The organism is Paenibacillus sp. FSL M7-0896 (assembly GCF_037975415.1).
Taxonomy (GTDB): domain Bacteria; phylum Bacillota; class Bacilli; order Paenibacillales; family Paenibacillaceae; genus Paenibacillus_AQ; species Paenibacillus_AQ silagei.
The window spans coordinates 6,224,691-6,250,506 of record NZ_CP150250.1 but is presented as its reverse complement, the minus strand read 5'-3'; the positions used below and the strand labels follow the sequence as shown (position 1 = coordinate 6,250,506).

18 protein-coding genes are annotated in these 25,816 nt (G+C 54.5%); all 18 read left to right on the top strand.

Annotated features, from left to right (window positions below):
- Positions 1-58: 58 nt before the first annotated feature.
- The 18 genes from MKY12_RS26940 to MKY12_RS26855 all read left to right on the top strand — a co-directional run bounded on the left by MKY12_RS26940 (position 59) and on the right by MKY12_RS26855 (position 25,791).
- Complete coding sequence (locus MKY12_RS26940; protein WP_339311592.1) at positions 59-1,018, top strand: acetylxylan esterase; 960 nt, start codon at positions 59-61, stop codon at positions 1,016-1,018.
- A gap of 138 nt (positions 1,019-1,156) precedes the next feature.
- Complete coding sequence (locus MKY12_RS26935; RefSeq protein WP_339311591.1) at positions 1,157-2,866, top strand: histidine kinase; 1,710 nt, start codon at positions 1,157-1,159, stop codon at positions 2,864-2,866.
- On the top strand, positions 2,863-4,533 hold the full coding sequence (locus MKY12_RS26930; protein WP_339311589.1) for a response regulator: 1,671 nt from the start codon (positions 2,863-2,865) through the stop codon (positions 4,531-4,533). The genes MKY12_RS26935 and MKY12_RS26930 overlap by 4 nt, the downstream gene beginning before the upstream one ends.
- 98 nt (positions 4,534-4,631) lie before the next feature.
- Positions 4,632-6,275 carry an extracellular solute-binding protein gene (locus MKY12_RS26925; protein ID WP_339311588.1) on the top strand — a complete coding sequence of 548 codons (1,644 nt, stop codon included), beginning with the start codon at positions 4,632-4,634 and terminating at the stop codon, positions 6,273-6,275.
- A 9-nt stretch (positions 6,276-6,284) separates the two neighbouring features.
- Positions 6,285-7,736, top strand: a complete 1,452-nt coding sequence (locus tag MKY12_RS26920) for a family 43 glycosylhydrolase (RefSeq protein WP_339311587.1) — start codon at positions 6,285-6,287, stop codon at positions 7,734-7,736.
- 3 nt (positions 7,737-7,739) lie between these two features.
- On the top strand, positions 7,740-10,985 hold the full coding sequence (locus tag MKY12_RS26915) for a DUF6259 domain-containing protein (protein ID WP_339311586.1): 3,246 nt from the start codon (positions 7,740-7,742) through the stop codon (positions 10,983-10,985).
- Between the two features lie 41 nt (positions 10,986-11,026).
- Complete coding sequence (locus MKY12_RS26910) at positions 11,027-12,643, top strand: extracellular solute-binding protein (protein ID WP_339311585.1); 1,617 nt, start codon at positions 11,027-11,029, stop codon at positions 12,641-12,643.
- 18 nt (positions 12,644-12,661) lie between these two features.
- Positions 12,662-13,570, top strand: a complete 909-nt coding sequence (locus MKY12_RS26905) for an ABC transporter permease subunit (protein ID WP_339251251.1) — start codon at positions 12,662-12,664, stop codon at positions 13,568-13,570.
- Between the two features lie 14 nt (positions 13,571-13,584).
- Positions 13,585-14,466, top strand: coding sequence for a carbohydrate ABC transporter permease (locus tag MKY12_RS26900; RefSeq protein ID WP_042139988.1), 882 nt, complete (start codon positions 13,585-13,587; stop codon positions 14,464-14,466).
- 39 nt (positions 14,467-14,505) lie between these two features.
- The gene (locus MKY12_RS26895; protein ID WP_339251250.1) at positions 14,506-16,575 is read left to right on the top strand and encodes a TIM-barrel domain-containing protein; all 2,070 of its coding nucleotides are present in this window, start codon (positions 14,506-14,508) and stop codon (positions 16,573-16,575) included.
- 9 nt (positions 16,576-16,584) lie between these two features.
- The gene (locus MKY12_RS26890) at positions 16,585-18,102 is read left to right on the top strand and encodes an FGGY-family carbohydrate kinase (RefSeq protein WP_339251249.1); all 1,518 of its coding nucleotides are present in this window, start codon (positions 16,585-16,587) and stop codon (positions 18,100-18,102) included.
- Positions 18,103-18,115: 13 nt separating this feature from the next.
- Positions 18,116-18,994: a class II fructose-bisphosphate aldolase gene (locus MKY12_RS26885; RefSeq protein ID WP_339251247.1), complete on the top strand. Its 879-nt coding sequence runs from the start codon at positions 18,116-18,118 to the stop codon at positions 18,992-18,994.
- 33 nt (positions 18,995-19,027) lie between these two features.
- Positions 19,028-20,077, top strand: a complete 1,050-nt coding sequence (locus MKY12_RS26880; RefSeq protein ID WP_339251245.1) for a DUF4432 family protein — start codon at positions 19,028-19,030, stop codon at positions 20,075-20,077.
- A 19-nt stretch (positions 20,078-20,096) separates the two neighbouring features.
- Entirely contained in the window at positions 20,097-21,590 is a 1,494-nt protein-coding gene (gene araA, locus MKY12_RS26875; protein ID WP_339251243.1) for an L-arabinose isomerase, read from the top strand.
- Between the two features lie 174 nt (positions 21,591-21,764).
- Positions 21,765-22,052 (top strand): Asp-tRNA(Asn)/Glu-tRNA(Gln) amidotransferase subunit GatC, encoded by a 288-nt coding sequence (gatC, locus tag MKY12_RS26870; RefSeq protein ID WP_076080520.1) that lies wholly within the window; start codon positions 21,765-21,767, stop codon positions 22,050-22,052.
- Between the two features lie 25 nt (positions 22,053-22,077).
- On the top strand, positions 22,078-23,535 hold the full coding sequence (gene gatA / locus MKY12_RS26865; protein WP_339251240.1) for an Asp-tRNA(Asn)/Glu-tRNA(Gln) amidotransferase subunit GatA: 1,458 nt from the start codon (positions 22,078-22,080) through the stop codon (positions 23,533-23,535).
- A gap of 252 nt (positions 23,536-23,787) precedes the next feature.
- On the top strand, positions 23,788-25,233 hold the full coding sequence (gene gatB, locus MKY12_RS26860) for an Asp-tRNA(Asn)/Glu-tRNA(Gln) amidotransferase subunit GatB (RefSeq protein WP_339251238.1): 1,446 nt from the start codon (positions 23,788-23,790) through the stop codon (positions 25,231-25,233).
- An 84-nt stretch (positions 25,234-25,317) separates the two neighbouring features.
- On the top strand, positions 25,318-25,791 hold the full coding sequence (locus MKY12_RS26855; RefSeq protein WP_036726204.1) for a GNAT family N-acetyltransferase: 474 nt from the start codon (positions 25,318-25,320) through the stop codon (positions 25,789-25,791).
- Positions 25,792-25,816: the final 25 nt, after the last annotated feature.

The following is a 25,816-nucleotide window of genomic DNA, read 5'->3' as shown; positions in this document are numbered from 1 at the left end:
CAACATTGTACTGTATTTGATATGGGACACACAAACCAAGAGACGGAGGTGCTTATTAATGCCGTTAGTCGATATGCCGTTAGAACAATTATTGACTTATGAGGGACGTAATCCCCGTCCGGCCAACTTCGAGGCTTATTGGGAACAAGCACTGCAAGAGATGAGAAATACGGATGCCCGTGTTGAACTGGTGAGAAGCGAGTTTCAGGTTCCGTTCGCCGAATGCTTCCATTTGTATTTCACGGGGACAGGCGGAGCGCGTATCCATGCGAAGCTGGTCAAGCCGAAGCATGTTGCAGGTCCGCACCCGGCGGTAGTGCAGTTCCATGGGTACGCCCACCATTCGGATGACTGGGCCGACAAGCTAATCTATGCATCCTTGGGCTTTACTATAGCCACATTGGATTGCAGAGGCCAGGGAGGACTGTCCGAAGATGTTGGCGGGGTCAAAGGAACCACACATAAAGGGCACTTAATTCGCGGACTGGATGATGCGCCCGAACGGCTGCTGTTCCGGCAGATCTATCTTGATACGGCACAGCTCGCTGGAATTGTAATGGACATGCCGGAAGTGGATGCGGCCCGCGTCGGTGCAATCGGCGGATCGCAGGGAGGGGGGCTGGCGCTGGCCTGTGCGGCGCTTGAGCCGCGGATCAACCGGGCTGCACCCAGTGTTCCGTTCCTGTGTGATTATAAACGGGTATGGGAAATGGACCTGGCCCGAGATGCTTACGAGGAACTGCGGACGTTTTTCCGTCACCGCGATCCCCAGCACCTGCGGGAGGATGAGATTTTTGAACGGCTCGGCTATATTGATGTTCAACATCTGGCGGACCGGATCAGCGGCAAGGTGATGATGGGTGTGGGATTGCTGGATACGGTGTGTCCGCCTTCGACACAATTCGCCGCCTACAACCGAATCCGCTGCGAGAAGAAACTGGAGATCTATCCCGATTTCATCCATGAACGGCTGCCGGGCTTCGAGGACAAAACCATACAATTTCTGCTTGAAATGTGAGAGGCTAACCGCCTCTCTTTATTATTGTTTAAGGGCCTGCTGCAGAGGTATGATGGGACTACAGGGGAGGCTTGTGGAAGGAGAGAGATGCTGTTGATCAGGTTTATGAGAACGCTTTCAATTTATCCCAAACTTGTTATGGCTTTCTTGCTTGTCATTATTCCGCTCTACCTGTGGGGTCTGGTCATGAATCAATCCGGACAGGAGGTTGTCCAGAAGCAAATCTCGGAATCCATGGCCAGCCGTGTCCACTTCTATCTGACTTCGCTGGAGACAGAGCTGACCCGGCTTACGCGGCTGAAGCTGGAGTATGTCAATGATGACGATTTGCTCTTGCTGGCGACGGTTCCCAACCAGTTGAACGACTATGAACGGACCCGCGCCTTGTTATCCGCCAAGAGTAAATTGTATTTGCTCAAAAGCTCCAGCCCGTTCGTGGAGAACGTTAAGCTGTATATTCCTTCCCTGGACCGAAGCATCAATGCCAACAATTTCGACAGTGAGATGCCGCTTGAAGAACTGGAGGGCATTCTGAACCCGGCTCACATGAAATCACCGATCTTCGGCATGGGCGAGAAGCTGCTGATGAGCGGCGTGTACCCCGATGCGGTGTACGCCGGCCGGCCGCCTGTGCTGGCCATCGAAATTCAGCTGTCACGCCCGGAGATTCTCCGCTCACTCTCCAGCATGGCGGAGGGCGAGGGCGGCGGAGCTGTATGGATGGACATCGGCGGCCAGTGGCAGATTGCCTCCGGCGTGGAGGACTCGCTGCTGGCTGCGTTCGGGGAAGCACTGCGGGGAGAACTGCTCGACGACAGCGGCGAGTCCGGCCAATACCGGCTGGAGTCAGCAGGCATTGACTATTTTGGAGCCAGTGAATATTCATCACTGCTGGGGACGACTTTGGCCGTATTTGTTCCTGCGGAGACGGTGCTAGAGCCGCTGAACAAGCATCGCAACTGGATTTGGGGAGAGTCGCTAGTCGCTTTGCTGCTCGCCGTAGTTTTCTCTTACTGGATATACAGGTTTATTCATAAGCCGATGAGGCGGCTGATTACTTCCTTCCGGAGAGTGGAGATGGGTGATCTGAGTGTCAGGCTCTATCACGGCAATCAGGATGAATTCAATTATGTATATAACCACTTCAACCATATGCTGGAGCGGATTCAGGAGTTGATTCATGAGGTGTATGAGCAGAGAATCAGATCCCAGCAATCCGAGCTTAAGCAATTGCAATCGCAGATTAACCCCCATTTTTTCTACAACACCTTCTTCATTCTGCAGGGTCTCGTTCGTATGAGGGAACATGAAGTAGCCGAGCGGATGCTTCACCATCTCAGTGGCTATTTTCAGTTTATTACACGTAGTGGAGCAGAGCAGGTCAGTCTGCTTGCAGAGATGAAGCACGCATGGTCTTATGTCGAGATTCAGAATATACGTTTTGCCGGTACGGTTACAGCCGAACTGGAGTCCATACCGCAGGGGTGGGAGGCTTCCATGGTGCCTCGGCTCATTGTCCAGCCATTAATTGAGAATGCTTATGCCCACGGGCTGGAGAACAAGCTGGCAGAAGGGATGCTGCGGGTAACCTTCCGGGAGGAAGGGGCGGACCGGCTGGTCATCGGGGTAGAAGACAACGGCGAATCGCTGGATGATGAACAGCTGCATGCGCTGCGCAGAACGCTGGCTCTTGCTGAAGAAGCTATGGAGACGACAGGAATCCTCAATGTGCACCGCCGGCTTCAGTTGAACTATGGTCCGGCGTTCGGAATTGAGGTGTCACGCAGCGGGCTGGGCGGATTGAAGGTGCTGCTGATGATAAGACGGGAAGAAGGGAGACAGCCATGATCAGACTGCTGATTGTCGATAATGAACGGTGGATTGTACGGAACCTGCTTGATCTGTTCGGGCATTGGGACAAGCTCGAGCTGGAGGTATACGGTGCGTATTCCGCTACGGAGGCACTGGAGCAGCTGGGGAAGATGAAGTTCGATATTGTATTGTCCGATATCCGTATGCCGGGAATGGACGGGCTTGAGCTGCAGCAGGAAATCAGACGTCACTGGCCGTGGTGCAAAATTATTTTTTTGAGCGGATATAACGAATTTGATTATATACAGCAAGTCATGCGTGGCGGCGGGGTGGACTATCTGTTAAAGACAGAAGGCGAGGACGCGATTCTTCGCGCTGTGGAGCAGGCTGCTGCACAGTTGGATGCGGCGGTGGAAGCAGAAGAGCTGATCGAGCGCGCGCACCGGCAGCTACAGCTTGTCCGCCCGATGCTGCTGGGCGATTATTTGTTGGAGCTGATGCAGGGGGATAGCCCGGGCGTAAGCCAGCTTGCACATAAATTCCAGGAGCTGGAATGCCCGCTGAATGCTGCCCGCGGCGTACTGCTCACCATCGGGCGTGTGGACGATTGGCGGGACGAGCTTAGTGTAGCAGACAGGGAGCTGATGCTGTACGCTATCCGGAATATTGCCGAAGAATATTGGCTCCCCTCCGTGCGCTGCCTCAGTCTGCGTTATGAGAAGAGCAAGCTGCTATGGCTGCTGCAGCCTATGGCAGACGCTCCGGAGGACAGGGAGCGGGCGCTCCGGTTCATCCATGGGACGCTTGAGACGATCGCCATGAGCTGCAAGCGGCTGCTGAAGCTGCGGCTGTCGTTCTCGGCCGGTGCAGCATTTCGCCCCTGGGAGGAGGCGCCCCGGCAGTTCAGCACCCTGAAGGCGCTGCTGGGACGGGGACTTGGCATGGGCAAGGAGCTTGTCCTGATCGAACGGGGCAAGGAGGCCGGAGAGGAGGCGCAGCAGGCAGAGCTGCACAATCATGAAATTAGCAGCCAATTGGGGAAGCTGGGAGCCATGGCGGCTTATTTGGACAACGGACAGCAGGAGCATTTTTTTCTCGAATTCGGCAAGCTGGCAGCGTTGGCCTCCCCTGCGCGTGGCACTGACAACCGGCTGAAGCTGGAGATCTACTATTCGCTCATGTGTTTGTTGCTGTCTTATATGAACCGCTGGGAACTGCATGAGGTCATCGGAGAGTCCATTGATTTGGACAAGCTTACAAGCTATGAGGCCCACCCTTCTTGGGAGAGCGCGGAAGATTATTTGTCGGCGCTGGCCATGCAGTTGTTTGAACAAAAGCAAGATGACCAGGTCTACCGCGAGCATGATTTGATTACCCGCGTCCGGTTGTACGTGGAGCACCATTTGGCCGGCGATCTCTCACTGACCCGGATCGGTGATGTCGTCGGCTACAATCCGTATTACTTGACCCGGTTGTATAAGCGTTTAACGGGCCAGTCGTTGCCGGATTACGTGGCTTCCTCCCGGTTAACTGAAGCCCAGAAGCTGCTGGAGGGCGGCAGTCTGATTGTGCAGGACATTTCGAAAGCGGTCGGCTTTATGACGGAGCAATCCTTCTACCGCTTTTTCAAGAAGGAGACCGGCATTACTCCCCAGGAATACAGAGAGCGGCATACCTTATCCAAATCGGATAATCAAAAGTGAAAATCGGCGAGTAGAGGGGTCAGGGGAAGCGAGCCTATAATAATGCTAAATAAGGCGAACTTTCACGAAGCTCCTCCAAGATTGAAGGGGGATAAGAAGTGAAGGGAAAGAGAGTGGCAGTCTTGACGTCTTACGGAATCGTTCTGTCGCTGCTGCTGAGCGCGAGCAGTCCCGGAACAGGCAGAATTTTGAACTCTGCGGAACATGAAGTCTACCCGTTTGGAAAATACGATCCGCCGATTCAGCTTCATATCGCGCGTCCGGTCGATCAGACCTGGACGTATCCCGGCGGTGACAGCATTGAAGATAATATCTGGTACCGGGAGTACCGCAGCCTGCTGGGCATCGAAATTGAACACGATTGGACCGCCCTGCCGGGGGAGTACAGCCGCAAGCTGAATGTCCTGATTGCATTGGGCAGTCTGCCGGAGATGTTCTCCGTTTCCGCAGGCCAGCTCAAACAGCTGGCGGATGCGGATCAACTGGAAGATCTGACGGCGGTATACGAGCGCTTCGCTTCCGGCCGCACCAAAAAACTGCAGCTGGGAGACGGCGGTGCGGCCTTGGCTTCCGCTACGTTCAACGGCAAACTGCTGGCGATTCCCATCGTCAATGCTCCGATCTACGAAGCCAATCTGCTGTGGGTGCGAACGGACTGGCTGGACAAATTGGGTCTGCCTGAGCCCAAAACGCTGGAGGAGGTGTTTGCGATTGCCGATGCATTTACGGGGCAAGATCCCGACGGCAACAACCGGCAGGATACCTTTGGCCTGGCCATCAATAATTACCTGTATGGCGGCATTGCCTCGGTTACCGGATTCTTCAATGCGTATCACGCTTATCCGCAGACCTGGATCAAGGACGGGAATGGTCAGGTGATCTACGGCTCCATACAGCCGGAGATGAAGCATGCGCTGGGCAAGCTTCAGGAGATGTATAAGACCGGGCAGCTGGACCGGGAATTCGGTGTCAAGGACAGCGACCAGGTAGTGGAGGATATCTCCGCGAACAAGCTCGGCATGACGTTCGGCGCCAACTGGAATCCCTATGTATTCCTGGATGCTGTACGCCAAAACCCCGGAATGGAGTGGAAGCCGTTTCCGGTGCCTTCAGTGGATGGTGTGCCGGCCAAGGCCAGCGTCGGATTCTCGGCCAGCGGATATGTCGTAGTGCGCAAAGGCTATCAGCACCCGGAGGCTGTGGTGAAAATGCTGAACCTGCATGAAGAGGTGGTTCACGGCTCCAGACGCGGCGAAGGCGAATTCATTACCGTGGAAGAAGCCGGCGGACGGATCAACACCTCCAGGCTGTCCTTTGTCCAATCCGGCGTATCTAACGAGGATGTGGCAGAGTCGTTGTCGTTACTGCGCGAGGCCATCAGGAACGAGGATGGAAGCCTGCTGAAGGATGCGCTCACCGAAACCGACAAATACGGGCCGACCCTTGATTACCTGACAACCGGGAATATGGACAATTGGGCCGTTGCCCATCAATATTTCGGGTTCGAGACAACCATGGATCATTATAGCGGCGACCGGCTGCTGATGACTGCCTTCGGCGGACAGACCCCTACGATGACCGAGAAGTGGGCCATGCTGGATAGGCTCGAGAAAGAAACCTTCACCAAAATTATTATGGGTGCGGTTTCCATTGATGAATTCGATAGATTCGTAAAGGAATGGAACCGGCTTGGCGGTAAGGCGATCCTGGAAGAAATTAATGAACCGTATGGAGGAGAGTGAACGAGCAGCATGAGCAAATTATTCTACAAGCCTGAAGACGGCTGGCTGGCCGACGTTATCCCGTTCTATGAAGACGGCGAGTTCAAGCTGCTGTATCTGAAAGATTGGCGTGACAGGGAAGGACACGGTGAAGGCACACCCTGGTTTCTGCTGGGGACCCGGGATTTCATTCATTACAAGGAATACGGAGAGGTTTTGCCGAGGGGCGGGGTATCCGAGCAGGACTTGTATATCTATACGGGATGCGTGCTGAAAAAAGACGGACTGTATCATATTTTCTATACCGGCAACAATTTTCATTATCCGGCGCAGGGTAAGGCGCAGCAGGCAGTGATGCATGCGGTCAGCAGCGATTTTGTACAATGGGAAAAACGGCCGGAGGATGCCTTCTACGCACCAACGGAGGGTTATGAGGAGCATGACTGGCGTGATCCGTTTGTGTTCTGGAACGAGGAGGCGGGGGAATATTGGATGCTCCTTGCCGCCCGTTTGAAGGAAGGTCCCGCGGGTCGCCGCGGCTGCGTTGCCCTATGCGCCTCCAAGGACTTGACCAGCTGGGAGGTACGCGATCCGTTCTGGGCTCCCTATTTGTATACGACTCATGAATGCCCGGACCTGTTCCGGATGGGGGACTGGTGGTACCTTCTGTACTCGACATTCTCGGACCGTACGGTCACGCATTACCGGATGAGCCGCTCGCTGCAGGGGCCTTGGCTGGCGCCCGAGAACGATGCACTTGATACCCGGGCATTCTATGCCGCCAAGACCTGGACTGACGGTGAGCGGCGTTATGCATTCGGATGGAACCCGACGCGGGAAGGCGAGCATGACGGGGGCACCTGGCAATGGGGCGGACATCTGGTTGTGCATGAAGTCGTACAGGGCACGGATGGTGCGCTGCTTGTAAAAGTGCCGGATACCCTGAATGCTGCGTTCAATAAAGAAAGCGCTTTATCCTTCACCGAAGTGCTCGGACGCTGGAAGTTCAGCGGCAGCACGGCTGCGGTTATGGCAGCCGATTCCTTCGCCGGTGCCTATGCGGGGCCATTACCGGACGGCGCCTGCAAGCTGGAGGCAACGATAACGTTCGCTCCCGGCACCCGGGGCTGCGGCATTGTTCTGCGGACCGATCAGGAGTTCGGGCAGGGGTATATGATCCGGCTGGAGCCGGGCCGTAACCGGATTGTTGTTGACCAGTGGCCGAGGAAGGGGGATGTCCCTTACGCCGTCGGCATGGAGCGGCCGCTGCAATTGCTGCCCGGAACCCCGTGCTCGTTAAGCGTCTATCTGGAAGATCAGGTTTGCGTAGTCTATGTGAACGGGGAGATTGCGTTAAGCACGCGGCTGTATGATTTCCAGCAGGGAGGGAAGGGATTGTTCGTTAGTGAGGGGAGTGCGGAATTCAGGTTCAGCCAGTTTGAAATGCAGATTCATTCCAATCCGGATCAAGAGAGGGGATAGGTAATGATCAATATTGTCAGAAGAACAGTGATGGTGTGTGTGGCGTGTATGCTGTTGTATAGCCTTCTGCCGGGCTTCAGTGCTGCAGATCCAGTCAATGGGAAGGTGACGATTGATTCCGGAACGGCCGCCATCGACTTCACCTATGGAACGATAAATCTGGCCCGCGGCAACGAAGGCAAGCTGACCGGTATCCGCCATCTGGCGCAGAACAATCTGTGGAATGATACGGCAGCTTCCATCGTTTCAGCGAAGAGAGGGCATGTCACCTTCGAACACACCTGGGGGTCGGGCACTTCGCTGGCTGAGCTGGAGACGACGGTTGCCCGTAAATATGACGGTACCTTGACCGTCAGCCAACATGCGCAGACAGAGCAGCCAGGCATATCGGGCATGCAATGGGGATTCAGTATCCCCGATACGTATGATCTGATTATTCCTGCACTGGGCGGGATCCGGCTTACTGCCGAATCACCGGACGCCGCCTATGGCTTCTCCCAGTTCACCTATCCCGATGTCTGGGAGGCGCAGATGTTTCTTGTGCAGGGGGCAGAGGGCGGATTGCTGGTTCATGCGGATGACAATGCTGATTTCTTCAAAACATTGCACGTGAAGCATGAGAATGGCAGCTTCTATGTTGGAATAGAGACGCAATCACCCGCTCCATTTCAGCAAACGACCAAGTCGGTCTCCACGGATTGGCGGCTTAAAGCCTACGCCGGTGACTGGGCAAAAGGATCGGCGATGTACCGGGAGTGGGCAGATGGTGCTTTCGGGTTAGCTGAATCTGCCGCGAAGGAACCGGATTGGGCCAAGGATATCGGATTCACGGTGCTGACGGATCTGGAAGACCAGCCGATGCTGGAGGAGCTTGCACAGCGGGTAGATCCCGGGCGGACGCTGCTGGTCGTTCCTGGCTGGAGAGCGGACCCCTATGATGTGAATTTTCCCAATTATGAGCCTAAGCCGGATATCGCAGCCAGGATTGACGCCGCCCAGGCACTGGGTTTCCGCGTGATGCTGTATGTCAATATATTTGGAACATCATTTAACAACGAAAATTACACACAGATGCAGCCCTATCAGGTGAAGGATCCGTTCACGCTGGAGCGGAAGCGCTGGGAGTATACAGCAGGATCGGAACAGATTTCATTTGCCGTTATTAATCCGGCGGCGGAGGCGTGGCGGGAACTCTTCGTTAACAAGATGACTGCCCTGGTGAATGAGGTCGGACCGGACGCGCTGCACTTGGACCAGTCGCTGCTCATGTATAACGATGCCAACGGCCTGATTGACGGCAACAACATGATGCAAGGCAATATCGCCCTGCACCGCGAGCTTAGAGAAGCGCTGCCGGAGAATATCGCCTTGGGCGGAGAAAGCCTGAATGAAATCACGACCCGGTACGAGTCCTTTGCACAGCGTCATGCATATGGCATCTTCGCCGCGAGCGGCACCTGGGATGAGAGCAAAATCGACCAGGTGGTTCCGGCCAGCTCTGCGATTTTTGCACCCTATACGACCATTTACGGTCATCCCGATCATGCCAACCCGATGACGGAGGACTATTACATGGCCTGGCATAAGGTCGTTCAGAATAAGCTCGGGGCAATTCCGATGCTCACCAGACCCAATCTAGGTCAGATCGCCAATGCCACCCCGCTGATGGAGCAATTGCTGGATGAAGCGAATTGGTACCAGAGCGCACAGCCTAGAGCCGATTTCAGCAACAGGTCAAATTCCACTCTGTTTGCTTTCAAGACTGCAAACGGCGGCAGTGCCGAATATGTACGTGATTCCTACGGAGAGAAGCTGACCGCCTACGACGGGAACCCTTCCGGCGGGGGTACGGATATTATGCGTTATTTGTACGGGTCAGAGAACTATCCGTTGCCGGGAAGCATTCCGGGGTGGCTACTCTATGACGAACAGAAGCTGTTCGGACTGAACCCGGATAAAACGTATCTGTATTTGAACCAGGCCCGTGATTCCGAAGCATTCCATGTCTATGAGTGGCCGGAGGATGTGGCGCTAAAACGGCTGTCCAGCCGGTCCACCCACACTGCCATCGTTATGGAAGATAAGCTTCAGTCTGGTGATATGGATCTGCTGAATTACGACGGACCGGTCCGGGCAGGAGAGGTCATGGGAGACGGAACCGTCCATACAACCGCTGCCCCGTTTTCTACCGCAGGCGGCTTCTCCTACTCCTTCCCTGGTGGAGGAACCGTGCAGCACTGGGGCGACCGGATGCTGGCCCATCCGCCTTACGCAGGAGCGTGGCAGGGCGGACATACCTGGCTGGAATTTGATATCAGTCTGCCCGCAGCAGCGGCAGCGAGCTTTCAAGCCGGTGTGCAATTGGGCTCCGAGCAGAACGTTGCGAGCAGTGACGGTGTCACCTTCAAGGTATCCGCTTGGGATAAGGCAGAAGCGCCTGGGGACCGTACGGTGCTGAGTGAAGAGCAGTTCAGCAGAAGTGCCTCACCCACAGCCATGGAGCTGGATTTGTCGGAATTAGCAGGCAAAGAAGTGACCCTCCGGCTGGAGACGCATCCCGGTGCAACGGTGGACAATGACTCTGCCGTATGGGTGGCACCTACGGTAGCCGTCGCAACTTACGGCGGCAATCGCAGCGTAAACTTCAAGGTGAACAGCCCGCTGCCCTTAACTGTGGTGCAATCCAGCTATGGAGCAGCCTCGTCTGTAAGTCTAGGTAACAATCACTACGAAATTACAGCACCTGCCTCGGGTACGGTGTATCTGATTCACAACACTTCTGCTCCTGTGCAGCTGCCGTTGTCGTTAAGCGGGGCTCCCTATCATTCGAGTCTGGTGTTCGAGAACGGAAGCGAGGGGCCGCCACAATCTCCATTTGGCGGATTCCCGGGAAGCGGTTCTGTGCTCGGCGTTGAGAAGCAGGGGCTGGATGCCCACCCGCCGCAGCACGGGCAGACGCATATTGAATATGCCTTGAATTTGCCCGCAGACACGCAGGCTGTACTGCAGGGATTCGCCGGCATTAAGGACGGATCGGATGACTCCCAGGGCGCCGGCTTCCGCATAGCGGTGAACGGAACGGTAAAGTGGTCGCAGGATATCATGCCGGGCGGGGCCTGGACGCCGTTCAGTATCCCGCTGGCCGAATATGCCGGAACTTCGGTCATCATCACCCTGATCACTGATTCTTTGGGCGACTACGGATATGACAGGGCCTTCTGGGGCCAGCCGGCTCTGATTGTGCAATAAAGAGATCATGCAGAAACCGAATATGAGGGGGAAGCAAAATCATGAGAAAAATTGCCGCTTTATCTATTAGTACCGTTCTTTTGGCCCTGACAGCCTGCAGCTCACCATCCAATACCAAAGACACTGCCAGCTCCAGTGCCGATCCGAAGCAACCCATTGACCTGCGGGTAGGCCGTTATTCCCTGCCCACCTGGGGGTATCCCGCAGGGGATGATTTTGCGAACAACATCTGGTACCGGCATTATGCTGACAAGTTCAATCTGAACGTCATACACGAATGGACAGCTCTGCAGAATGAATACAATGAGAAGCTGAATATCGTCATTGCCTCGGGATCGATTCCGGATATCGTCATCGAAGCCTCCACCAACCAGCTGGAGACCATGGTGAAGGCCGGTATGACAGCGGATCTGACCGATGTTTTCGAGGAGCATGCGTCTGATTTGACGAAGGAGATTCTCACCGGTGACGGCGGCCTTGCGATGGATTCGGCAACCTTTGACGGCAAGCTCATGGCTTTGCCCTACACGACCTCGGTCATCTATGAACCCAGTCTGCTATGGGTGCGGCAGGACTGGCTGGATAAGCTGAAATTACCAGTGCCGAAGACCATTGACGATGTGATTGCGGTGGCCAAGGCCTTCAAGGAACAGGACCCGGACGGCAACGGTATCGACGACACCGGCGGGCTGGCGTTCAGCAACTGGCTATTCGACGGGATTACCTCCACCACCGGATTCTTCAACGGCTACCATGCCTATCCGCAGAGCTGGCTCAAAGGAGATGACGGTAAGATCACCTACGGCAGCGTGCAGCCTGAAATGAAGAATGCCTTGGCTAAGCTCAGAGAAATGTATCAGGCCGGCCTGATTGATCCTGAGTTTGGCATGAAGGATACGACCAAGGTAACGGAGGAGGTCAGCGGCGGCAAATACGGCATCAGCTATGGACGCTGCTGGAACGTATACATGTACGGTACGGGCCTGGAGGGCCAGCCGGATATGGTCTGGACTCCACTGGCGGCCCCAAGCGCTGACGGCGAGGATGTATTTGCCAATGTAGGCACAACCGTGGTGAGCTACTACGCGGTGAACAAAGACTATAAGCATCCCGAAATTCTTGTCCAATTATTGAATGATTACAACGAGATGGCTTACGGTCCGAACCGGAACGATCCCGAGGTCAAGAAATTCTTTGCTTTCGAAAAAGGGCAGACCATTGTGGAACAGGGGCACTTGTCCCTGGCCCGGACCCTTACGACCGATGATGCCACCGTGAAATCTTTGGAATACCTGATCGAAGCCATCGAGAAGCGCGATCCCAGCAAGCTGGATCAGGCTCTGACCGAGACGGGGAAATACGAACCGAGCGTAGCTTATCTGGACGGCAAGGGGACCGGCTATATGGAATATCACCAGGTCAAAGCCTTCAAAACGATTGTGGAGGGCTATGGCACGGATCATCTGATTCCCCAGGCTTATGGAGGCACCACGGAAACGATGCTGAACAAAATGGGCATTCTGGGCGATTATGAACGTGAAATTTTCACGAAGATCATCATGGGTGCGGAGCCTATTGACGCCTTCGATACCTTCGTATCCGAGTGGCACAAGCTGGGCGGCCAGCAGATTCTGGACGAGATCAACGCCAGCTTGTGATGAAAGGGGTAGCCTATTGTGAGAGCATCGCACCTGAAGAGCCGCTTCAGACATGAATTACCGTACCATTTGTTTTTGATACCGGGAATTATACTGGCTGTTCTATTCTGCTATATCCCGATGATGGGGATTGTCATGGCCTTTCAGAACTTTAGCGTGTTCAAGGGCTGGCTTGCGGGTCCATGGGTCGGGATGGACAATTTCAAATATATCATCTCCATGCCCCGCTTCGGGCAAGTCATGTATAACACGATCTATATCTCGATTTTAAAAATAGTCTTTTCGTTGCTCGTGCCTATCGTGGTTGCACTGCTGCTGAACGAAATGCGCGGCCAGCGGATGAAACGGGTGCTGCAAACGGCGATGTACCTGCCGTATTTCCTGTCCTGGGTGGTGCTCGGCGGCATCATTCTGGATGTTCTCAGTCTGGAGGGGGTGATTAACAGCCTCATCCAGGCCTTTGGCGGAGAGCCGGTGGGCTTCCTGTCCAGCAACCGGCTGTTCCCCGGTGTACTGGTCACTACTGAAGTGTGGAAGAACTTTGGCTTCAATACGATTATCTATATGGCTGCGCTAACATCCATCAATCCGGATTTATATGAAGCAGCCATGATTGACGGAGCCAGCCGCTGGCGGCAGATCTGGCATGTTACGCTGCCCGGCATTCGTCCCACAATCATTCTTCTGGCTACTCTCAGTCTGGGCAATGTGCTGAACGCCGGGTTCGAACAGGTATTCATGCTGCTCAATCCGCTGGTGGTCGATTCCGGCGATATCCTGGATACGCTGGTCTACCGGCTGGCGTTCAATCAGGCGCAGTACAGCGTAGCGACAGCCGTAGGACTGTTTAAATCGCTGGTATCCGGAGTACTTATTTCAGTTTCCTATTATATGGCTTATAAGTTTGCCGATTACCGCATTTTTTGAAAGGGGGAGCAAGGGTGAAATACCGTTTGAACGGCAGCACCGTGTTCGCAGTATTCAACAAAGTGTTTCTCATTCTCTTGGGAATCCTCTGCATTGCGCCGATTGTCAATACGTTAGCCATTTCCTTCAGCTCCGCCTCGGCGGTGGCGATGGGGAAGGTACGGTTTTTTCCGTCGGACTTTTCACTGGACGCTTATAAATTTATCGCTACCCGTCCGGAATTTCTAAGATCCTTGGGCGTGGCTGTGATCCGTGTGCTTGTGGGCAGCGCCCTGCAGATGCTGGTTACCTTTATTTCGGCTTATCCCCTTTCCAGGGAGAACAGGGATTTCAGCATGCGGACGTTTTATGTATGGTTTTTCATGTTCACCATCCTCTTCAGCGGAGGCATTGTTCCCCTGTACATGCAGGTGAAATCCCTCCACATGCTGGATACCATGATGGTACTGGTTCTGCCGACAGCCCTGGCGGTCTTCAACATCGTTCTGATGATCAATTTCTTCAGAGGACTGCCCCGGGAACTGGATGAGTCCTTCCGCATAGATGGAGCCGGACACTGGACCATCCTGTGGCGGTTATATTTCCCGCTGTCGTTGCCTGCCTTTGCGACCATCCTGCTGCTGGCTATGGTAGGGCATTGGAATAGCTGGTTTGACGGAATGATCTTCATGAACCAGACCGAGAACTATCCGCTCGCCACCTATTTACGCTCCATTATTGTCAGCTTCGATTTCAGCAATGTGAGGTCTGAGGATGCCGCACTCCTGGCCAGCATCTCACCGCGCACGACCAAGAGCGCGCAGATCATTCTGGCCACGTTGCCCATCTTGTGCGTCTACCCTTTTTTACAGCGTTATTTCGTGTCTGGTCTCGTCCTGGGAAGCGTGAAGGGATAGTTCCAAAAACTATTTACAGTAGAGTAGGAGAAATGGATTATGCAGAAAATTGCCAGTGGAATCTTTAAGCTGACCTTCGGAACACCCGAAGAATTTACACCGGTATCAGTATTGAAGCCCGTCACATGCCTCGAAGCGCTGAATGCGCATGAAGATCATCCGCTTCCCTTTCTAAGGGAGGACATTCAATTTCAACCGCGCCAAGGCTCCATATTGCTGGAGATTCCCTTGGAGCCGGAAGAGGAAGTATACGGTTTGGGCTTACAGCTTCAATCGTTCAGACAGAGCGGCAGCAAGAAGAAGCTGCGCACGAATTCCGACCCGTCCGCGGATCTGGGAGACTCCCATGCGCCGGTTCCCTTTTATGTAAGTACTGCCGGTTATGCCATTCTGGTGGATACGGCACGGTACGCGACTTTTTTCAGCGGAGGGTGCAAGAGAGTTGGCAGCAAGCAGGATCTGGAAGGCTTCGAATCGGCAGGCACCGAGAAGGGGCACTGGGAAGTGAAAAAGGGAAGCGGCAATATGCTGGTAGATATCCCTGCGGCGCAAGGAGTAGATATTTATGTGTTTTGCGGCGGGGATATGAAGGACGCGGTCAGCCGCTATAATCTGTTCAGCGGGGGTGGGGCGTTGCCGCCCATGTGGGGCCTCGGGATGATGTACCGCGCTGACTGGCATGCGGATCAAGAGGATGTCCTGCAGCTCGCCCGGCAAATCAGGGCAGATGAAATGCCTTGTGACATGTTCGGTCTGGAGCCGGGCTGGCAGACGAACGCCTACTCTTGCACCTATGTGTGGGACAAAAGCAGATTCCCGGATGAAAAAGGGCTTATCCGGGATCTGAATGAAATGGGCTACCGCCTCAATCTCTGGGAACATGCTTATGTGCATCCGGAGAGCCCTGTCTTCCCGGAGCTGAAGCCCCATTCGGCAGACAGCTATGTGTGGGACGGCCTGGTGCCGGATTTCACGCAAGCTGAGGCCCGGGAAGCCTTCACGGACATCCACCAGCCCTTCATTGAGGCGGGGTTGTCAGGCTTCAAGCTGGATGAATGTGATAACGGCGATTATATCGGTAACTGGGGTTTTCCCGATTTCGCCCGTTTTCCGGGAGGGGCGGACGGGGAGCAGATGCACAGCTTGTTCGGCCAGCTCTATCAGCAAACGATGCTCGCCCCGTTCAAGGCAGCGGATCGCCGGACCTATGGACAGGTGCGCGCTTCCCACGCGCTTGCGGCGCCCTATCCCTATGTACTGTACAGCGACCTGTACGACCATGAAGACTTTGTACGGGGAATGGCCACCGCATCCTTCTCAGGTCTCCTCTGGTCGCCGGAGGTTCGCCAGACCGCTACGAGGGAGGAGCTGCTGCGCCGGATCGGTGCTGTGATTTTCTCACCAATGGCTGTACTTAACTGTTATATGATCCCATCGCCGCCCTGGAAACAATTCGATCATGACCGTAACCATGCCGGTGAGTGGCTTGAGGACTGGCCGCAGCTCGCGCAGCAATGCAGAAAGCTGATGCAGTTCAGGATGAGCCTGATTCCCTATCTGTATGCTGCATTTGGCAAATACCGTCAGCAAGGGGTACCGCCCATCCGTCCCTTGGTGATGGATTATCCGGAGGACCGCGAGGTGCTGGATTGCTTCGACCAGTTTATGGTGGGAGACGATCTGATGGTTGCTCCCGTTGTCTACGGCAATGGTGATACGCGTAAGATTTACTTACCCGGAGGCCGCTGGTATGAACGATTGACCGGAGAGTGGTTGAACGGCGGACAATGGATCACCCGCCAGGTTGCTGAGGATGAAGTTCCTCTGTATATCAAACAGGGCGCGCTAATTCCTTGGGCAGAGCCCGTTCTATGTGTCCGGGACGACACCGTTTTTAATATAGAGTCTGTTCTGTACGGTGCGGAAGCAGGGGAATGCTCGCTTTTATGTGATGATGCAGTAAGCTATTCCATGATTTCTGAGAGCCTGCCTTTTGCCACAATTAAGGTGACCCAAGAAGGCGGTCTGAGCATAGAGCAACAAGACATAATCTCTGAGCGCTATAGTATAGCTGGTGTGAAATACGTCCCGGATGGGGAGAGGGGCTGAATCGGGGACATGGCCGTCGATCTTATAGGCTTAGATATCGGGTCAACAGGCACGAAATGTCTGATCATGGCTCCAACGGGTGAGGTGCTGGCCCAGGCATACAGGGAATACCCCATGGAATCGCCGGAAAGCGGCTGTTATGAGCTGAGTCCGCAGCGGGTGTGGGAAGCGGTGGTAGCTGTGATCAGTTCCGCAATGAACAAGTATGACAGACCGCCTGCCATGCTTGCCGGCCTGTCCGTCTCTTCCTTTGGGGAGGCTGCCGTCCTGCTCGACAGTGAAGGCAACGTGCTGGGGAACAGTCTGCTGTATATCGACAAGCGGGGAGGCAGGCAGCTGGAGGCTTTGGTGGAGCAGCTCGGGGAGGAGAACATCATTGGCAAAACGGGCCTTCACCCCCATCCGATGTATACTCTCTCCAAATTGATGTGGTACCGGGAAGAGCAGCCGGACATTTATGAGCGGCTTCATACATTTCTGCCGTTTGGATCATTTATTCTGTTCAAGCTGGGTGCAAGACCGGTGATCGACTTTTCGCTGGCATCCCGAACGATGGCCTTTGATGTCCATCGGCTTGGGTGGGATGAAGATATTATCCGGGCGGCACAGCTTAAGCGCGGGCTATTTCCTGAGGCGCAGGAGCTTGGATCACGAATTGGCCAGATTTCACCCGCAGCGGCTGAGGCGTTGGGTTTGCCTGCCCATCTCCAGCTAGTGCTCGGCGGACATGATCAGGTATGCGCAGCTATAGGCGCGGGAATCACGGAAGAAGGCTCGGCTGTAGACGGCATCGGCACCGTAGAGTGCATCACGCCCGTTTTCCGTAAAATGCAGGTCAATAACCAGGCGCTTGCCGCCAGCAAGCTGTCGCTGGTCCCTTATCTCCAGGGGAAATACACCACGTATGCCTTTAATTTTACCGGGGGTTCCTTGCTCAAGTGGTTCAGGGACCAGTTCGGCTACGAAGAAAAATGCGCGGCAGATGAGTCCGGCCGAAGCGTCTATGAGATTATGGGCGAGAACGCCGGAGAAGGTCCCACGGACCTTCTGGTGCTGCCCCATTTTGCCGGTTCAGGAACACCATACATGAATCCGGCTGCGGCTGGAGTTATTGCGGGCTTGAATTTTAATACCACAAAGGGTGAGCTGTACAGAGCCTTGATGGAGGGCGTCACCTATGAGATGAGGCTCAATCTGGATTGCCTGGAGCAAGCAGGTATGAGTATCAGGGAACTAAAAGCCTGCGGCGGCGGTGCCAAGTCCTCCCTGTGGCTGCAAATCAAGGCGGACATCATGAACAGGGCCGTCATCGCCCTTGATATCGAAGAGGCAGGTATTCTCGGAGCGGTTATTCTGGCCGGGGTGGCGCTGGGAGTATTCCCTTCCTATGCAGAAGCTGCCCGCATTTTGGTGAAGGTGGGCACTACCTTCTATCCCCGCCCGGAGAACCGCAGGCACTATGATAAGAATTACGCCAAATATAAACGGCTGTATCAAGCGGTGAACAACGTTATGTCAAATCCATAGGAGATGCTGAAGAATGCCATTAGTGACCCTGAAAGAATTAATGAAGGATGCCGAAGCCAAACGTTATGCCGTCGGCGCGTACAATGTGATTAATTTGGAGATGATCCGGGGAATCATTGCCGGGGCCGAGGAGGCGCGCTCACCGGTCATTCTGTCCTTTGCGGAAGTGCATATTCCGCTTGTTCCGCTGGAGGTGATCGCTCCCATTATACTGGCGGCTGCGAGGCAAGCGCGGGTTCCCGTTGCCGTACACCTGGACCACGGCCAGGATCACGAAATTCTGATCCGGGCGATGCAGCTCGGCTTCTCGTCGGTGATGTTCGACGGCGCGCATCTGCCGCTGGAGGAGAATATCCGCCAGACCAATGAAATCAGCAGAATCGCCAAGGCGCTCGGAGTTTCCGTAGAAGCCGAGCTTGGCAAGATTCTGCGTCCGGAGGGCGGAGGAGCGGAGGAAGAAATAGAAGAATATGATCCGGACGATGTCTACACCAATCCCCAAGAAGCCCAAACTTTTATTGCACATACCGATGTTGATGCGCTCGCCGTTGCTTACGGGACTGCGCACGGTGTTTATCTGACAGAACCGGTTCTGGATTTTGAGCGTCTGAAGCTCATCAAGGAGCTTACCGGCCTGCCGCTGGTGATGCATGGAGGGTCTGGACTGGATGAAGCCGCCTATATCACCTCCATACAGTGCGGCATCCGCAAGCTTAACTATTATTCCAATATGGCGCATGAAGTGGCCAATACCCTCCAGGCGAAATTGGCGGCCAACAGCGCGCAGCAGCGCAAAAGCTATTATCATGACATTTCCGCATGGGCTATGGAAGCTGTACAGCAGGATATTGTGAGAACGATGAGAATTTTCGGGAGTGCCGGACAAGCCTGAGGCTTTCCTGCCCGTTACAGGAGGAATGGCGGTATGGCAAGACTTTATGGCAGAGAATGGACCCGGCGTGAGCTGGAGGCCAGAGTTGGCCGGATAGAGCAGCTTGCGGGAGTGCAGCCCTTTGTAATGAGAGAGGGGCCGGAGGCCGGTCAGGAAGTGTTCCGTGTGCGGACCGGCTCCGGCCTCTCCTATTGGGTGCATCCCGGCAAGGGAATGGATATCTCTTTGGCTGAATTTTGCGGCATTCCGGTTAACTGGTCTGCCGCCAACGGTGATCCCCATCCTGCTTATTTCCGGGAAGAGGGGAATCACTGGTTGCAGACAGCTTCCGGCGGGTTGCTGATGACTTGCGGATTGTCGCAGGCAGGTGCGGCCGGCCGGGACGATTACGGAGCTTATGGATTGCATGGACAGATTCATCATACGCCTGCACGCCAGGCTTCCTATCAGGCGGAATGGCAAGGTAATGAATATGAGATACGCCTGCGGGGAGTCGTAGAGGAGACGTCCATCTTTGGACATAAGCTACGTTTGACCCGCACGATTACAAGCAGGCTTGGCGAGAACAGTTTGCAGCTTAACGATTGCGTGGAGAATGCAGGCTTTACACCGGCCCCGCATCTGATGCTGTATCATTTCAACTTTGGCTTTCCGCTGCTTGCGGAGGATACCAGGATCATCTTGCCGGAGAGCAGCTGTGCTCCGCGTGATGATGATATGGAGATATCACGGATACATGAATGGCAGGCGCCGGATCAGCGTTTGAAAGAACAAGTGTACTACCATGAGCCATTGGAACAGCAAACGTACATCTGCGCACAAATCTGCAGCCCTTCTTTTCCTGTACCCGGCTTATCCTCTTCTGCGGGCGGCCTGACGGCAGAGCTGAGGTGGGATCAGCGGACGCTGCCCAGACTGGTGCAGTGGAGAATGCCCGGAGCAGGCGAACATGTGCTGGGACTCGAGCCGTCCAATTGCTGGACCCGGGGGAGAGCGGAAGAACGCGGAGCGCATGCTTTGAAGCTGCTGGAGCCTGGAGCAGCCGTTCATTATGAGATTGAATTGAAATTCAAAACGAACTGAACAAACGGAGGAATTTGATATGCTGCAGGCTAAGCCTTATGTATTCTGGTTTGTAACAGGGAGCCAAGGTTTGTACGGAGAGGAAGTACTTGAGCAAGTGGAGGAGAACTCCAGGAAAATGGTGGAGGAGCTAAACCGCGAAGGGGGCCTTCCGTATCCGATCCAATTCCGCGAAACGGTCACGGCTCCGGAAGCGATTCTGCGAGTTTGTCTTGAAGCCAATTCCAGCGGGACCTGCGCGGGGGTGATCACATGGATGCACACCTTCTCTCCGGCCAAAATGTGGATCTCCGGGCTGACCCAGCTGCGCAAGCCGCTGCTCCATCTGCATACCCAATACAATATCGAGATTCCCTGGGACAGTATTGATATGGAATTTATGAACTTGAACCAGGCGGCGCACGGCGACCGTGAGTTCGGGTTCATCGGCGCCCGCCTGCGCATGGCCCGAAAGATTATTGCAGGCCACTGGAAGGATGAAGAGGTGCGTGCAAGAATCGGAGGGTGGATGAAGACGGCGGCGGGCTATACCGGGAGCCAGACGATGAGGATCGCCAGATTCGGCGACAATATGCGTGATGTTGCGGTGACGGAAGGCGATAAGGTGGAGGCGCAAATCAAGCTGGGGTGGACGGTCAACGGCTATCCGGCCGGCGATCTGGCTGAACGGGTTCGGAGTGTTAGTGATGCCAAACTGCGTGCACTGATGGATGAATACGCGGAATTATACGACTTTACGGATCAGGGTCGCGCCGATGGCGCTGAACGGGAAGCCATCCGTGAACAGGCGCGGATGGAGATTGCGCTGAGCGAGTTTTTGGAGGAGGGCGGATATACAGCGTTCGTGACCAGCTTCCAGGACCTGCATGGACTGAAGCAATTGCCGGGGCTGGCGGCTCAGCGGCTGATGGCGGCAGGCTACGGCTTCGGCGGTGAAGGCGACTGGAAGACGGCGGCGCTGGTACGGATGATGAAGATTATGGCTGGTAATCAAGGGACCTCTTTCATGGAGGATTATACGTATCATCTGCAAAAGGGCAATGAAATGGTACTGGGTTCCCATATGCTGGAGATCTGCCCGTCCCTGGCTGCGGACAGACCAAGGATTGAAGTGCATCCCTTATTTGTCGGCGGCAAGGAGGCTCCGGCGCGGCTGATTTTTAACGGAGCAAGCGGCCGGGGAATCAATGCCACACTGGTGGATATGGGCGACCGGTTCCGCCTGATCATCAATGAAGTGAATGCCGTGCGGAATGAACACAGCATGCCCCGTCTGCCGGTAGCACGCCTGCTCTGGCAACCGGAACCCTCCTTGACCGGGGCTTCGGAAGCATGGATTCTGGCCGGCGGTGCACATCACTTCGCCTTTTCCTTCCACACCACAAGTGAACAGCTCCGGGATTGGGCGCGCATGGCAGGAATCGAGTGTCTCGTCATCGACGCCTCCAGTACCTTTACCTCACTCGAAAATGAGCTGCGCTGGAATGACCTGTATTACCGGATGAATCATTAGCCGGATTAAGCTTAAGCACTCAAGACCCGCTTGCTGCCACAATCAGCAGGTGCGGGTCTTTTGCTGTATATATCCCCCTCAATCGACAAGCGCATTGAATTGTAAGGCCGTCTACCCTATAATTAAAAACGTTATCCGGGCGCTTTAGCCCTTTAAACAGGAGGGATATCCATTATGAGCATCACCGTCAAAGATGTGCAGCATGTGGCCAAGCTGGCTAGGCTGCAATTAAGCCCGGAAGAAGAGGCTACCTTCACCGAACAAATGAATGCTATTTTACAATATGCCGAGAAATTGAATGAGCTGGATACTGAGAATGTAGAACCGACCACCCATGTGCTGCAAGTCAGCAATGTGATGCGTGACGATGTGGTAAAGGAGAGCCTGACCCAAGAGGAAGCGCTGCTTAACGCACCGGAACATGAAGAGGGACACTTCAAGGTTCCCGCTGTTCTGGAATAACCATACCCTGAGAGGAGGAAGCAAGTTGAGCCTGTTTCAATATCGACTATCTGAAGTACATAACATGCTGCACAGTAAAGAGGTCTCGGTCCGTGAACTGACTGAAGAATCCCTGTCAGTCATTGCGGAACGTGACAGCAAGGTTCATGCTTTTTTGACACTGAATGAAGAGGGGGCCCGCGATCAGGCACGTGTGCTTGATGACAAGCTGGCAACCGGAGCTGCACGTGGTCTGTTATTCGGATTGCCCGCCGGAATCAAGGATAATATTGTGACCCAAGGTCTGCGCACCACCTGTGCCAGCCAGTTCCTTAATAACTTCCAGCCGATTTATGATGCTACCGTAGTTTCCAAGCTGCGTCAGGCTGATGCCGTAACTATAGGTAAGCTGAACATGGACGAGTTCGCCATGGGCGGGTCCAATGAGAATTCAAGCTTCGGCGTTGTGCGCAATCCATGGGATTTGGAGCGTGTTCCAGGCGGTTCGAGCGGCGGTTCGGCAGCAGCGGTTGCAGCCGGGGAAGTCTTCTTCACCCTCGGCTCAGACACAGGCGGCTCCATCCGCCAGCCAGCCTCCTATTGCGGGGTAGTCGGCCTTAAGCCTACCTATGGCCTGGTCTCCCGTTACGGGCTGGTGGCTTTTGCCTCCTCCCTGGATCAGATTGGTCCAATTACCCGCAGCGTTGAGGATTCTGCATATGTACTGCAGGCGATTGCCGGTTATGATGCCCAGGATTCCACCTCGGCCAAGGTCAGCATACCTGATTATCTGAGTTCGCTGACTGGTGACATCTCAGGTCTGCGGATTGCCGTACCGAAGGAATACCTGGGTGAAGGTGTGGACGCCCAGGTCCGCGAATCGGTGCTCGCAGCACTCAAAGTGCTGGAGGGCCTAGGCGCAGTGTGGGAAGAGGTTTCCCTTCCGCATACGGAATATGCTGTAGCCGCTTATTATCTCCTTTCCTCTTCCGAGGCTTCCTCCAACCTGGCCCGTTTTGACGGTGTCCGTTACGGAGTGCGTGTGGATGATGGGGGTGGATTACTGGATCTGTACCATAACTCCCGCAGCCAGGGCTTCGGCCCTGAAGTCAAACGCCGGATCATGCTCGGCACCTATGCGCTAAGCTCCGGATATTACGATGCTTATTATTTGAAGGCGCAGAAGGTGCGCACCTTGATTAAGCAGGATTTTGATGAAGTGTTCAAGAAATATGATGTCGTGATCGGCCCGACTGCGCCAACCACAGCCTTCAAGCTGGGCTCGCAGACCGAAGATCCGCTGACCATGTACCTGAATGATATCCTTACCATTCCTGTCAGTCTGGCCGGTATTCCTGCCATCAGCATCCCTTGCGGGTTCGCGGAAGGTCTGCCTGTCGGCTTGCAGATTATCGGCAAGGAGTTTGATGAGAGTACGGTACTGCGCGTTGCGCATGCCTTTGAACAACATACAGAGCATCACAAGGCCCGCCCGCAAATGTAGCTTTTATATTAAGATGCACTTAAGATTTTGAACTTGAAGCTACATCGTCACTGCGGTGAACATTTGGACTTCCGGCCGCTGTTGTCCCCAGATTTCTTGATTAATACCGCTGTTCGCGGTTGAAATCCGGTGACAAAGGCGGTCGCTACCGCTCCTACAGTTCCAAATTTCCCCTCCGTTTCTTTTGCTTTTTGTTTATTTCTTTAGTGCTTCTTATATAGTTTGAGTATATGCCCACAAAACTTTTAAGGGATGAGATTATCTATGTCTAAATATGAAACGGTCATCGGGCTTGAAGTTCATGTGGAGCTTCATACCAAGTCCAAAATCTTCTGCGGCTGCTCCACAGAATTCGGCGCTCCGCCTAATACCCATACCTGTCCGGTCTGTCTCGGCCACCCCGGTGTACTGCCGGTGCTTAACCGCCAGGCGGTGGAGTATGCCATGAAAGCGGCAATGGCTCTGAACTGTACGATCGGCGATGTCAGCAAGTTTGACCGCAAAAACTATTTTTACCCCGATTCCCCGAAGGCCTACCAGATTTCGCAATTTGATCAGCCTATCGGCCTGAACGGCTGGATTGATATTGAAGTGAATGGAGAGACCAAACGGATCGGGATCACCCGTCTTCATCTGGAGGAAGATGCGGGCAAGCTGACTCACGTGGATGGAGGATTTGCTTCACTGGTTGACTTCAACCGGGTAGGCACTCCGCTTATTGAGATTGTCTCGGAGCCTGATCTGCGTTCACCGGAGGAAGCACGTGCTTACCTGGAGAAGATCCGCGCCATTATGCAATACTGCGATGTGTCAGATGTGAAGATGGAAGAAGGCTCGATGCGTTGTGATGCCAATATCAGCCTGCGGCCGGAAGGGCAGGAAGAATTCGGTATCCGTGCGGAGCTGAAGAATATGAACTCCTTCCGCGGGGTTCTGCGCGGGCTGGAGTATGAGCAGTTCCGTCAGGGGGAGATTCTGGATGACGGGGGAATCGTTGTACAGGAGACCCGCCGCTGGGATGAAGCGGGAGGCAAGACCTTGTCCATGCGCGGCAAGGAGGAAGCCCATGATTACCGTTATTTCCCGGACCCGGATCTGATTGTGCTGCATATTGGCGAGGACTGGAAGGAAGCGATCCGCTCCACGATCCCTGAGCTGCCGGATGCCCGGCAGGCCCGGTACAGTGAGGAGTTTGGTCTGACTGCCTATGATGCCGGAGTGCTCACCTCCTCCAAGCCGCTCGCCGACTTCTTTGAAGGTAGTCTGGCTTACACACAGGATGCCAAGGCTGTCGCCAACTGGATGATGGGCGATCTGCTGGGGTATTTGAACAGCAATAATCTGGAGTTATCCCAGGTGAAGATTACGCCGCAGGGGCTGGGCGAGATGATCGGCCTGATCGCAGGCGGAACCATCAGCAGCAAAATTGCCAAGACCGTGTTCAAAGAAATGCTGGAGAGCGGCAAGCTGCCGGCAGTTATCGTTGAAGAAAAGGGTCTGGTGCAGATCAGTGATGAAGGTGCGATCAAGAAAATCGTACAGGAAGTGGTCGCTGCTAATCCGCAATCTGTCGAAGACTACAAGGCCGGCAAGAAACAAGCGATCGGCTTCCTTGTAGGACAGGTCATGAAGGCGAGCAAAGGGAAGGCTAACCCGGGTCTTGTGAACACACTGCTTGCAGAAGTGCTGAACAGCTAGATTGGGTAATAGATTATAGAATCTTGGGCACAGGGCTTGTCGGCAACGGCAGGCCCCTGTGCAGTATATAAGGGGAATTTACGGATGGATACAATAGTGAAGCTGAATCTGCAGGATGAGATCACGCTGGATGAGCTATGGAGCCTTCAGCATAAGGCATACCGCCTGGAGGCGGAGATCATCGGGTTTCGTGACATACCGCCGCTGCTGGAGACGAGGGACATGCTCAGCCGGGTTACAGAGGAGTTCTACGGCTGCTTCGATGAGACGGAGGAGCTGCTCGGCGCTGTTGCAGTCACCCAGGAGTCTCCCGGCAAGCTAACCGTTACCCGGATGATGGTCAGCCCGGATCATTTCCGCCAAGGCGTGGCCGGAAGACTGTTAGAATTTATCTTTGCCCGTTACGCGGAGATGGAGCAGTTTATCGTATCTACGGGGAAGCTGAACCTTCCGGCAGTGACGCTCTATACCAAGCACGGGTTCATTCCTGTCGGGTCCGAAGAGGTGGTTCCTGGAGTAGAGCTGCTGGAATTCCACCGGACAGGCAGGCTGAAATGACAAGTACATCCCAATTTAGAAAGGA